A 12,636-nucleotide genomic window follows, 5' to 3' on the forward strand; every position below is an offset into this window, starting at 1 on the left:
ACTTGAATATTTTTGATTGTGCTCTCTTTGCTTATTTCTAATGTTTTTCGAAATTTTTAGAATCTACCTTCTTTCACACTTTGATTTTTTTAAACTTTTCGTACCATTAATAGCTGTAATTTTACTAGATTTAAAACATTACTAAGCTTGCGTTAATCGTTAATCAATGTTTGAAATGATTTAGAACTGCTGCTTAATTTTCTAAAATTTATATTTAAAAGAATTTAAATTACAAACACATGGTTTTTAAATCGATAAATCCGTTTTCACAACTAATTATAGCTGAACACGAGGTATTGACGAATGCGCAATTGAATCAAAAACTGCAATTATCTGAGCGAGCATTTAAAAATTGGAGGCAAACCACATTTGAGCAAAGAGCAGATAGGATGAAAAAGTTAGCTAACATCCTGAGGGAAAACAAAGCAGCGTTAGGATTGTTAATAACCAATGAGATGGGCAAAGTACTATCAGAAAGTATTTCTGAAGTAGAAAAATCAGCTGGAAACTGTGACTTCTATGCCGAAAATGCTGAAAAAATGCTGAAAGATGAATATTATGATACTCCTTTCAAAAGTTTGTCAGTTTATGATCCAATGGGAGCGGTTTTTGCAATAATGCCTTGGAATTATCCTTTTTGGCAAGTGTTGCGTTATGCTGCTCCGGCAATTATGGCGGGCAATGTGACACTTTTGAAACATGCGCCAAACGTTATTGGTTGTGCTAAAGCTATTGAAAATGTTTTTTTAGAAGCCGGTTTTCCTGAAGGTGTTTTTCAACAAATTACGATTGATATTCCTCAGGTCGAAAGTGTAATTGCGGCGGATATTGTGCATGGAGTTACTTTGACCGGAAGTGAAATGGCGGGATCATCTGTTGCTTCAATGGCAGGAAAACATATCAAAAAATCAGTCATGGAATTGGGAGGTTCAGATGCATTTATAGTTTTGAATGATGCAAATCTTGAAAAGGCAGCTACGGTTGCCACACAATCCAGAATGCTAAATGCAGGTCAGGCTTGCATTTGTGCCAAACGATTTATTGTTACAGAGAAAGTAGCGGATGAATTTACAGCGCTTTTCACCCAAAAAATAAAATCATTGCAACAAGGAAATCCATTACAGCAAGGAATTAATATGGGGCCACTAGCTCGGCTTGATTTAGCGGAGAAATTAGCAAATCAATTGGAAAAATCATTGCACCAAGGTGCTAAATTAATAGTAGGCGGGGAGCGCGAAGATTGTAATTTTCAACCTACGCTAATAGATTTTGTTGATTCAAATAATATTGCTTTTCAGGAAGAAACATTTGGACCATTAGCAACTGTTATTAGAGCTAAAGATGAGAATGATGCTGTAACGATTGCCAATAATCATAGATATGGATTAGCTTCTGCAATTTGGACAGAAGATCGAGAAAATGCATACAGACTGGCAAGGAGAATTGAAGCGGGGAATGTGTTTGTGAATTCATTAGTCCGATCTGATTCCAGGGTTCCTTTTGGAGGCATAAAAAAATCAGGTTATGGCAGAGAATTAGGAGCAATAGGAATCAAAGAATTTATGAATATGAAGTCATTGATTATAGAATAATTGTATTTAGTGCATATTATAAGTAAAGAATCGAGAACAGGAATTGTATTTATAACAAATCTGTTCTCGATTTTTTATTCACTCGATTCCTATTTATAAAAGTATCAAGTTGTCAATTCATTACTTGATTTAAACTTACTAATAGGTATAAATAGCTGCTTTTAAATCTTTTGGTTTATTAGAAAGAATCACAATAAATGCAGACCCTTTAAGCGCGGCATTTTGTTTTAATCGTTTTTTACCATTATCAGAAAACGATAAAGAAGATTCTCCTTTCGTTCCTCCGTAATAACTTGTAATTATCCCAGATTCTTTCAATCCGATGGTTTGATGTTTTTTTAGTACAATAACTTTTTTATAATCTGATTTTCCATTTAGTTGAATTTTTTCAGATACGATTTTGGAATCACTTTTTGACTTTTCATTCAATTGTGCTACCGCGTATTGACTGATTGTCTTTTCTTCAGCGCTTTGAGGTAAAGTGTAGTACACTAAATTATTTGTTGTTTTAATAAAATTTATATCAATTGTTTCTCCATCATGTTTGATAATTTGATGTGTTTGCGCAATTAATGAGGTGGTAAATAAAATAGTGAAGGTTATAAATAAATTTTTCATGTGTTTAGATAATAGTAAAGGTGTATGATCCCATTTTTAAATTGGGACATATATTAATAATGTTTTTATTAAAAAATAAGGACTATACTATTTCTGGCGGAGGAGTGAAATTTTTTAAAGCAAACTCTTTGACTACAAATAAATCGAAAGAATTAATTCTTTTTTTATTGAAAGAGTAATATTCGAAACAATTAAAAATTTCAATTGAATCAATAAAAAGTAGTTTTAGTTTGCTCTCTAAATTGTTCTCTTCAGTTTTGTTTTCTGTTAGTTCATAAAAATCGTATTGCTTTTCATGAATAAGTATTGAAAGTTTATCACTTACCCAAATAATGGAAAAAGTGAGGAATACAAGTAAAACGGAGATTTTAAGTAGTAAACGAAACATGTTTTAAATGTACTAAAAAAGGAATCTTTGAACTATTAAAACTTTCATAAAATAAGTATTAATAATAATGGGATGTATTTTTTACAAGTGTTGATTCAGTCGCTTTTTCAATGTGGTGTAAATTGTATTTCTAAAGATGAAATTGTTGGATATAGATTTCGTAGTTAAAAAAAATCGATGAAGTTGCGTTTTTTTTTAATCACAATAATAATATTTAAGTGTATTTATTATTGGGGGTATGTGTTTTTTTTAGATAAAAATTACGCTAATAATGATTTTAAAATTTTATTTTAGATTTTTAGTTTAAAAAAATAGGGGGTGTCTTGTAAAAATATATTATTGAATTTTTAAAATTGATACTTTAAAATACGGAATATCCATTATTTTTTATTCATTTTTCGTTATTAATAATTCTTCTCAAAACATGGCAAAAAAGTGCCAAATAGTAATTCAAGTGAAATAAAAGTTAATAAATTCGCTTCAGAAACAAGAAAATTTCACATTAAAAAAAGTGCATTTCAAAGCAGTTTTCTTGATTGTAAGTATTAGAATTTTTAAACCGTATAAACTAAGACCAAAATAATAACCAAACTAGATTACTAATTAAAACAAATTAAAGATGAAAAAAAACCTAGCTATTTTAGCATTATTGCTAACAACAAGTTTAACTTTCGCACAAGACGCTCCAGTCGTACCTTCAACTACTTTTGCAGGATCTGCTGATGCATATTACAAATATGATTTTTCTGGTGTAGACAACAGTTTGACCAGTTTCACAAATTCTCACAATTCTTTTGAGTTAGGGATGGCATCTATCGAAGCATCTCATAAAATGGGTAAAGCATCTGTTTTTGTTGATTTAGGGTTTGGAAACAGAGCTGCTCAATTTGCTTATAATGATGGTGCTTCAACTTTCATGATTAAACAATTGAATTTCACTTATGAGTTTTCAGATAAATTTAAAGTTACTGCAGGTAGTTTTGGAACTCATGTGGGATATGAATTATTGGACGCTGTAGACAATAAAAACTACAGTATGTCTTATGCATTTACGTATGGTCCGTTCTTTAATACCGGAGTAAAAGCGCAATATACCTCTGGAAAATTTACTTTTATGGCAGGGGTTTCAAATCCAACAGATTTCAAAACAACAATTGAAGCGGGTTCAAATCAAAAAACGTTCATAGGTCAACTAGGTTATGTTGGTGACACTGGAAGTGCATATTTCAATGTTACTTCAGGAAGTAGTAATCCTGCTTCTGATGAAAACAAAACACAATTTGATTTTGTAGGTTCAAAGAAAGTGAGTGATTCATTCTCTTTAGGATTCAACGGTACTTATGCAATGACTAACAATGACTTTGATAGTTCTTTGGATGGAGAATGGTTTGCTTTAGTCGGATATGCTAATATCGCATTGAAAGAATCATTAAGCTTAGCTTACAGATTAGAGTATTTAGATGCTAAAGATGCTACTGCTGGATTAGGTTCACTTGCTGGAACTAGTGTTGTAGGTAATACTTTATCACTAAACTACAAAGTAGGAAACTTGACTATTATTCCTGAGTTCCGTGTTGACACAGCTTCAGAAGATATTTTTACAAATAGTGATGCAGCTCCAAAAGGTTTAACAGCTTATGCATTACTGGCGACAACTTATTCGTTCTAATATTTAATTAATATTTTTTTTTTGCTGCCAAGATGCTTTCAAGTATTTTGGCAGCTTTTTTTTGTTTAGATTTTATTTGCTACACCTGTTTATGTAATTCAGCCACAAAAGGTTGAATGATTTATGCATTATTGGTAACAACTTATTTATTCTAGTCATGAAATATTTTTTTTTCAAGGTGTTTTTGAGAATATTGAAAGCTTATTTGTTTGATTTCTAAGACAGTGGAGGTCTGTATAATGATAAACTAAGTGAAGATTTTGAGATGTACATAAATATAAAACGGTTCTTTGAAAGATTCAAAAAACCGTTTTATAGGTATCGTATTATATGTAAACTACTTATTGTTTTTTATAAATAGAATAAATGGTGTTTCTTGTTTTTTCATCTAATACATCATTAACTTCTGTTTGAATATAATGTAGTTTAAAAGCAGTTATTGCCGCAGGTAGATTTTTAGTGTCATACCCTATGATTCGCAATCCTTGTTCAACACTAAAATCAATTGGAGCAGTTTCTAAAAACTCATCAGACCAGAGACCAAAACCTTTCTCTGCTAATATTTTCCAGGGAAACAATTGGCTTGGATCTTTTTTTCTGGTTGGTGCAATATCTGCATGGCCAATGATGTTTTGAGCAGGAATATTGTAATCTTTTTTTAGCTTCGTTAAAAGTGCCAGTAAGCTATTGATTTGTAATTCAGAAAAAACTTCAGATCCGTTGTTGTCTAATTCAATTCCTATAGATGCCGAGTTAATATCGGTATTTCTCCCCCAAGTACCAGCACCTGCATGCCAAGCTCTTAAATAATCATTCAACATTTGGACTACTTTACCGTCATCTGAAATTACATAATGGGAACTCACTTGAGATTCTATTTTAGTGAATGTCTTTAGCGTTTGCTGTAATGAATCCTGTGCTGTATGATGGATAATAATGAAATTCGGCTTTCTTAAATTAAAATTTACGGTTCCTATCCATTCTGTATTAACGCCGTTTTGCAAAGGCGTAGATCCCATTTTGAAAATAGTGTCTTTATAAGTATGCAGCTGTTTTTTGTATAGTGTGTCAATGTTTATTTCTACGTGAGGAATAATAGGTAATGGCTGTGGATCTTTATTAGAAATGGTTTCTTTTAATGATTTAAGCTTAGTGTTATAAATTTCATCACTCTTTTTATAAGGATTTGTTGAGCAGGATACAGCGATAACTGACAAAATAAGGTAATAAAAAATTTTTCTCATGTAGGTTTTCATTTAGCAACGGACTAAAATCGATTAGTTAGATTTCTTTTTAGCTTTCGATTTTTTAGGATTTTTAGCTTCTTCATTCAAAGCAATATATTTTTCCTTTTGGTCTTTGTTTAACAATTCCATTATTTTTCTATCAGTAGTTTCTGAAAGAGCTTTGATATTTTTTATTTTGTCATCTTGGCTAACTTCTGCTTTTATTAGCATGCCTTGTGTTTTTATGCTTTCGGTCAATATGTTAGAGATTGCAATAACCTGAAGCTCATCAAGAGTGAGTTCCGGTTTTATTCGCTCTATGATTTTTCCAACCGTTACTTCAACAGGAATTTCTTTTGGTTTGTCCTGAGTTCTGGATTGATCCATGCCACTATTCATTCTGCGATTACTTCCATAACCATTGCCGTAACCGTTTCCATATCCGCCATTACCGTATTGTGCAGAAATTATATTTGTAGATAATAATATAAAAGCGATGATAAGTAGTGATTGAAATGGTTTCATATTTAGTTTTTAAAATAGATTAAAATCGTCTTAAGAAAATTATGCTGGTTCTCCGTACAGATCAAATTCTGTTGCTTCAGTAATTTTTATCAGTACAAACTCACCCGTTTTTACATAATGTTTTGATGCGTCAATCAAGACTTCATTATCTACATCTGGGCTATCAAATTCAGTTCTTCCTACAAAATGTCCACCTTCTTTTCTGTCGATGATGCATTTGAATGTTTGTCCCACTTTCTCCTGGTTTAAATCCCAAGAAATTTGCGACTGTAGTTCCATAATTTCGTTTGCACGTTCTTGTTTTACGTTGTCTGGAACATCATCTTCCAGTGCGTAAGCATGCGTATTTTCTTCGTGAGAATAAGCAAAACAGCCCATTCTGTCAAACTTCATTTCTTGAACAAAATCTTTCAAGATGTTGAAATCTTCTTGTGTTTCACCGGGATATCCTACAATCAAGGTCGTACGAATAGCCATTCCGGGAACAGCAGCGCGGAAATCTTTTAATAATTTTGTTGTTTTTGCTTGAGTTGTTCCGCGACGCATTGACTTCAAGATAGAATCTGAAATGTGTTGCAACGGAATGTCAATATAATTACAAATTTTAGGTTCGCGCTTCATGATTTCCAAAACATCCATTGGGAAACCAGTAGGGAAGGCATAGTGCAAACGAATCCATTCTATTCCTTCTACTTTTACTAACGCTTCTAGTAATTCACCAAGATTTCTCTTTTTATAAAGATCCAACCCATAATAAGTCAAATCTTGAGCAATCAAAATCAATTCTTTCACGCCATTTTTAGCTAAACCTTCCGCTTCTTTTACTAATTTTTCAATAGTTTGAGAAACATTTTTTCCTCGCATTAACGGAATCGCACAAAAGCTGCAAGGTCTGTCGCAACCCTCTGAAATTTTTAAATACGCATAATTTTTTGGGGTCGTAGTCAATCGTTCTCCCAATAATTCATGCTTATAATCCGCTCCTAAAGCTTTCAATAATTGTGGTAATTCTGTAGTACCAAAAAACTGATCTACATTTGGTATCTCTTTTTCTAAATCTGGTCTGTAACGTTCGGATAAACATCCGGTAACGAATACTTTATCGACCAATCCTCTTTCTTTCTTGTCAGCATATTCCAAAATCATATTTACTGATTCTGCTTTAGCATTATCAATAAATCCACAAGTATTTATTACAATAATATTTCCCTCTTCTGCTTCCGGAGCTTCGTGCGTAACATCTTTTCCACTTGCGCGAAGTTGTCCCATTAGCACTTCACTGTCATACACATTTTTCGAACACCCTAGAGTGATTACGTTGATTTTATTCTTTTTTAAAGACTTAGTTCTCATAACATTAGAATCCCGATAATTTGGGAATTTTGCAAAATTACAATTTTTATTTTTAGGACCATAAATCTTTGTGTTTTTTATGGAGCTATTCCTGCTGTACGTTACAAACGAAGTTCAGTGAACTCCAATAAAAATAAAAGTATAGTGAAATAATCTCCCGAAAAAACGTGAGGATTTCTCCCGACGCTTCGGGACCATCAGGGCTAAAAAAAATCCGTTCCATGATAACGAAACGGATTTTAAATTTTATTTTTCGGAATTATTACAATTCAAATAGTAATGTTACTGAAAGATTGTTGTTTATGGCCTTTATACTGGCACCATCTGTAAATCCTTGATTAAAAAATCCTTGTTGTGAGTTTCTCTTGGCATAAGAATACGCTAAATCTACTTTGGTAGAACCAAAACTGTATCCTAAACCTGCTGAATATCCGGTTAAATCTCCTATTGTTACAGCGTTTTTATAAGGACTTTGTTCGTAACGATATCCTGCTCTTAGACTTAAAGCATCAATTTTATATTCAGCACCTATTCGTAGTTCGCCTGTGGTGTCTAAGATTGAATTCATATCGCTGTTTAAATCATTAAAATAAGGATCGTTTTCAGGTTTAAATTTAGTGTTGCTGTAATCCTTAATAGCGTAATCAACACTTATTAAGCCAGATTTTCCAAAAACATAAGCAAAACTTCCCGTTAGTTTGCTTGGTGTTTGTAATTTATAAGGTTCGTAAATATTAACAACCTCAGGGTTTACTACGTCATTAGTATCGTCTGCATTTGTTGCACTGCTTACTGCAACCAGTCTTTGAGACAGCTCATCATTTAATTTATACCATGTTGATGATTCGTAAGCTAGACCTAAACGAATCTCGTCAGAAACCTTCGCAATCGCTCCTAATTGAAATGAGAATCCTGTTCCGTAAGTGTATAGGTCATTTTCAAAACTCAATCGGGTTACAGTGTAATCATTTGTTAATGGTGCATTGTTATCTTCGTAAAAAGTAGATGATTTGTGAAAGTCAGTGAAATGGGAGTTCAAATTCAGTCCTATGAATAACTTGTCATTATATGATGTTGCTGCATTAAAAGATAATTTTCCGTTATATCCTGTGCTGTAAATGGAGTTTTCTTGGTAATAATTACCTCCAGCAGGAACATTCGAGGTGTAAGGAGAATTATTATTATTTCCATCAACGGCATCAATAATAAAACCTTGGTATCCTAAAAATGCTTGTTGCGCTGCAAATCCATTTAAATTTGGATACTGGTTATTAGGGAGATTGCTTCCTAAAAATGAATATAAGTCTGAAATAGATTCTCCGGGATTTGTGTTGACAAATTCTTGAGGTACTGGAGCTCCGTTATTCGAATTGTTAGCATAACTTAAAAAGTAATCCCCTATAGAATTGTTTGGGTTGGTTCCTGCAGAAAAAAATCCGTTGTCAAAATTAGTAATGTTTTCGTAATTAACGCCCAATGAAATCTTTTTCCAATTGCTGTTTGGGTTTCGGTTATTAAAAACGAAAACGGCGCCCGCTTGGTTCAAATCAAACGAATTGTTTTTTTCGCTTGATGTGCTGCCAAAATAATTAGACTTATTTTTTGTGTCAAAATTACTTAAGGTAAGAGCCATTTGGTTGTTTGTAAATACTGCAGAACCCGCAGGATTTACATTTATAGATGATAAATCACCACCAAGAGCTCCAAAAGCACCACTCATAGCTCTAAATCGAGCTGTCCCGTTCAGGTTGTCTTGCGCATAACGCATGGCATCTGATATTTCTTGTGATTGTGCAACGCTTGCAGTGAAGCCTAAAGCTAATAAAAATATATATTTTTTCATTTTTAATTCGTAGGTTTTAATTTAATATCAAAATTGGAAGGTGTGTAGAGGTTATTATCCTCTTCCGCCTCTTCCGCCACCACCTGATGATCTTCCGCCACCACCAGAATTCCCGGAACTATTTGAGCTAGGGCTGTATGATCTTGAATTGTTGTCATTCCTTGAACTTGGAGTGTAGGATCTTTCAGGTCTGTTGTTTTCGTTTCGAGTGCTATTCGTGTTCGATCTTCTGCTAGGTGTACTATTGGAATTGTTTTGATATTGTCCTTGATTTCTTGAAAATGTTGGGTTTGTTCTATTGAATCCGTTTGTAGTACTTCTACTTCTTAAATCAGTATTTGTATTTGCTCTGTAATTTGAATTGTTTCTACGGCTAACGGTATTGCTCTGGTTTCTAGAGTAATTTGCTGAATTTCGGGTGCTGTAATTTCTATCCCTACTTGTGTTAGTAGTGTAAGAGGAACCTCTTCTGCTTGCGTTATAGGAATAGGCTCTGTTATCGTAGTAATTAGGGTATCCCCAATTATTGCCATACCAGTTATTCCAGCCCCAATTGTTTCCATACCAACTATTCCAACCCCAATTATTTCCGTACCAATTATTCCATCCAAAACCAACGTTCCATCCCCATCCATAACCGGCATTCCATCCCCAGTTATTTCCATACCAATTATTCATTCCCCATCCGTTGTCGTAAACGTTTATACTTACAGTTTGAGGATTGCTGCCCCATCCGGGATAGTTGTTGTAGTCTAGGCTGTCGTTTTCTATGTTATAATCATTGTAATTGTCTACATCTGTGAAAATTTCCACAGGTTGGTTGTTGTTCTGTAAAGACCCGAAGTAGTCTTTGTATTGATTGTTTGGAGCATTTTGCGTCCCTACTTCTGCAGCTCTTCTTGGAGCGTTACCATATATTCCGTCAGAATCATAGTAAGAACTGTTTTTGTAGGAACCACAGGATGTCAACAAGACGCTCAAAATTCCAACAATGAAATATATTGTTGAGTTCTGGAAGGAAAGAGTACTAGTTTTCATATATATGGAGTTTTTATTGTTGCACATTACAAAAATAGTTAGTTTTGCTGAACTATTTACTTAAAAATTATTAATACAAAATTTGTGCCAAACTATTCAATATGAGTAAGAACTTAACTACAAGATCAGAAGATTATTCAAAATGGTATAACGAGTTGGTTGTCAAAGCCGATTTAGCCGAAAATTCAGGAGTTAGAGGTTGTATGGTTATCAAACCTTATGGCTATGCGATATGGGAAAAAATGCAAGCTGAATTGGATCGAATGTTTAAAGAAACAGGGCATCAAAACGCCTATTTTCCGCTTTTTGTTCCTAAAAGCATGTTTGAAGCTGAAGAAAAAAATGCGGAAGGATTTGCAAAAGAATGTGCAATTGTAACACATTACAGGTTAAAAAATGATCCAGACAGGCCAGGGAAGCTTATGGTTGATCCTAATGCAAAATTGGAAGAAGAATTAATAGTCCGTCCTACAAGCGAGGCTATTATTTGGTCTACTTACAAAGGATGGGTTCAGTCCTACAGAGATTTGCCTTTGTTGATTAATCAATGGGCGAATGTAGTGCGTTGGGAAATGAGAACCAGATTGTTTTTGCGAACAGCAGAATTTTTATGGCAAGAAGGGCACACGGCTCATGCTACAAAAGCAGAAGCAGTTGAAGAATCAGAAAAAATGATGAATGTATATGCTGATTTTGCCGAGAATTTTATGGCAATTCCAGTTATAAAAGGGATGAAAACTGAAACCGAACGTTTTGCAGGAGCTGAAGAGACCTATTGTATCGAAGCTTTAATGCAAGATGGGAAAGCTTTGCAAGCTGGGACATCACACTTTTTAGGTCAGAATTTCGCGAAGGCTTTTGACGTTAAATTTGCAAATGCCGAAGGAAAACAAGAATATGTTTGGGGTACTTCTTGGGGAGTTTCTACTCGTTTAATGGGTGCATTAGTAATGACGCATTCAGATGATCAAGGATTGGTATTGCCTCCTAGTTTAGCACCTATTCAGGTAGTGATTGTTCCTATTTATAAAACAGAAGAGCAATTAGCCTCTTTAACTGCTGAGGTGAATATTTTGATCGCAGCTTTACGAAAATTACACATCTCTGTGAAATTTGATGATAGAACGACTCAGAAACCTGGTTTTAAATTTGCTGAATGGGAATTAAAGGGTGTGCCTGTTAGAATTGCCGTAGGTCCAAAAGATTTAGAAAATGGAACTTTCGAGGTAGCAAGAAGAGATACGTTGACTAAAGAAGTAGTTTCTAAAGATGGAATTACAACTTATATAAGTGATTTATTAGAGCAAATTCAAAAAGAATTGTTCGAAAAAGCATTAAATTATAGAAATACGCATATTACTGAAGTAAATAGTTTTGAAGAATTTAAAGAGGTTTTAGATGCTAAAGGAGGTTTTGTATCAGCACATTGGGACGGAACTGCAGCAACTGAAGAGAAGATTAAAGACCTGACTAAAGCTACCATCAGATGTATTCCTTTAGACAGGGTAGAAGAGGCGGGAAGCTGTGTTTTTACTGGGGAAAGCTCAGCGGGTAGAGTGTTATTTGCGAAGGCGTATTAAAAAAAATATTTTTTTTTTGCTTGTACTATTGCACGTTTCAAAAATAGTTGTATTTTTGCATCCGCATTAGAGAAGCAGGGCCCGTTCGTCTATCGGTTAGGACGCATGGTTTTCATCCATGTAAGAGCGGTTCGATTCCGCTACGGGCTACTATTTTTATTGCATGTTAAAGTTTTCCTGAACTTAGAGGGAGTAAGGCCCGTTCGTCTATCGGTTAGGACGCATGGTTTTCATCCATGTAAGAGCGGTTCGATTCCGCTACGGGCTACAAATTTCAATATTTTATTGATAAAAACTTAGGGGATAATGGTCCGTTCGTCTAGGGGTTAGGACGCCAAGATTTCGTCTTGGTAACAGGGGTTCGATTCCCTTACGGACTACAATTAGTTGTAAATAAGTTTTGTAAAACAGAGGTTGGTGTCTCCAATCGTTGTTTTATTAGTTAAAACCAAAGTGATTGATTAACAATTGTGGGAGGTTTTTCTTTTTTAACTAATAGTTTATAACAATTATTACAATTAAAAAAAAATAAAATAAAATGGCAAATCATAAATCAGCTCTAAAAAGAATTAGAAGTAACGAAAAGAGAAGAGTATTAAATAGATACCAACATAAAACTACTCGTAATGCAATCAAAGCATTGAGGATAGCTACTGATAAAACAGATGCTACTTCTAAATTATCAAGCGTTATATCTATGATTGATAAATTAGCTAAAAAGAATATTATTCATGATAATAAAGCTTCTAATTTAAAATCTAAATTAACTAAGCACGTTGCTAAATTGTAATAAATACAACAGTT

Annotated in this window: 10 protein-coding genes and 3 tRNA genes; 7 read left to right on the plus strand and 6 right to left on the minus strand. The window is 33.7% G+C overall.

Annotated elements, in window-relative coordinates:
* Positions 1–239 precede the first annotated feature (239 nt).
* Complete coding sequence (locus tag ACNQF6_RS05500; RefSeq protein WP_417963981.1) at positions 240–1,592, plus strand: NAD-dependent succinate-semialdehyde dehydrogenase; 1,353 nt, start codon at positions 240–242, stop codon at positions 1,590–1,592.
* 138 nt (positions 1,593–1,730) lie between these two features.
* Here ACNQF6_RS05500 and ACNQF6_RS05505 read toward each other — a convergent pair whose 3' ends face one another.
* On the minus strand, positions 1,731–2,210 hold the full coding sequence (locus ACNQF6_RS05505) for a hypothetical protein (protein ID WP_417963983.1): 480 nt from the start codon (positions 2,208–2,210) through the stop codon (positions 1,731–1,733).
* 1,007 nt (positions 2,211–3,217) lie between these two features.
* On the opposite strand from ACNQF6_RS05505, the gene ACNQF6_RS05510 reads away from it, so the two are divergent.
* Entirely contained in the window at positions 3,218–4,267 is a 1,050-nt protein-coding gene (locus ACNQF6_RS05510) for an outer membrane beta-barrel protein (protein ID WP_417963985.1), read from the plus strand.
* Between the two features lie 341 nt (positions 4,268–4,608).
* Here the strand turns inward: ACNQF6_RS05510 and ACNQF6_RS05515 are convergent, their stop codons facing one another.
* From ACNQF6_RS05515 to ACNQF6_RS05535, 5 genes are all read right to left on the minus strand, one after another.
* Positions 4,609–5,511: an N-acetylmuramoyl-L-alanine amidase gene (locus tag ACNQF6_RS05515; RefSeq protein WP_417963987.1), complete on the minus strand. Its 903-nt coding sequence runs from the start codon at positions 5,509–5,511 to the stop codon at positions 4,609–4,611.
* A 33-nt stretch (positions 5,512–5,544) separates the two neighbouring features.
* Entirely contained in the window at positions 5,545–6,018 is a 474-nt protein-coding gene (locus tag ACNQF6_RS05520; protein WP_417963989.1) for a hypothetical protein, read from the minus strand.
* Positions 6,019–6,057: 39 nt separating this feature from the next.
* A complete protein-coding gene (rimO, locus tag ACNQF6_RS05525; protein WP_417963991.1) occupies positions 6,058–7,371 on the minus strand; it encodes a 30S ribosomal protein S12 methylthiotransferase RimO in 1,314 nt (437 codons plus the stop codon).
* A gap of 262 nt (positions 7,372–7,633) precedes the next feature.
* Positions 7,634–9,214: an OmpP1/FadL family transporter gene (locus tag ACNQF6_RS05530; protein ID WP_417963993.1), complete on the minus strand. Its 1,581-nt coding sequence runs from the start codon at positions 9,212–9,214 to the stop codon at positions 7,634–7,636.
* 54 nt (positions 9,215–9,268) lie between these two features.
* Positions 9,269–10,252, minus strand: a complete 984-nt coding sequence (locus tag ACNQF6_RS05535; RefSeq protein ID WP_417963995.1) for a hypothetical protein — start codon at positions 10,250–10,252, stop codon at positions 9,269–9,271.
* A 101-nt stretch (positions 10,253–10,353) separates the two neighbouring features.
* Between ACNQF6_RS05535 and proS the strand changes: the two genes are divergently transcribed.
* The 5 genes from proS to rpsT all read left to right on the plus strand — a co-directional run bounded on the left by proS (position 10,354) and on the right by rpsT (position 12,622).
* A complete protein-coding gene (gene proS / locus ACNQF6_RS05540; RefSeq protein WP_417963997.1) occupies positions 10,354–11,832 on the plus strand; it encodes a proline--tRNA ligase in 1,479 nt (492 codons plus the stop codon).
* A gap of 78 nt (positions 11,833–11,910) precedes the next feature.
* Positions 11,911–11,982 (plus strand) — tRNA-Glu (locus tag ACNQF6_RS05545).
* Between the two features lie 46 nt (positions 11,983–12,028).
* A tRNA-Glu gene (locus ACNQF6_RS05550) sits at positions 12,029–12,100 on the plus strand.
* 40 nt (positions 12,101–12,140) lie between these two features.
* Positions 12,141–12,212, plus strand: a tRNA-Glu gene (locus ACNQF6_RS05555).
* 158 nt (positions 12,213–12,370) lie between these two features.
* On the plus strand, positions 12,371–12,622 hold the full coding sequence (gene rpsT, locus ACNQF6_RS05560; protein WP_035673520.1) for a 30S ribosomal protein S20: 252 nt from the start codon (positions 12,371–12,373) through the stop codon (positions 12,620–12,622).
* Positions 12,623–12,636 lie beyond the last annotated feature (14 nt).

Origin of the sequence: Flavobacterium pasteuri (assembly GCF_048286615.1) — a bacterium.
Classification (GTDB): Bacteria; Bacteroidota; Bacteroidia; order Flavobacteriales; family Flavobacteriaceae; genus Flavobacterium.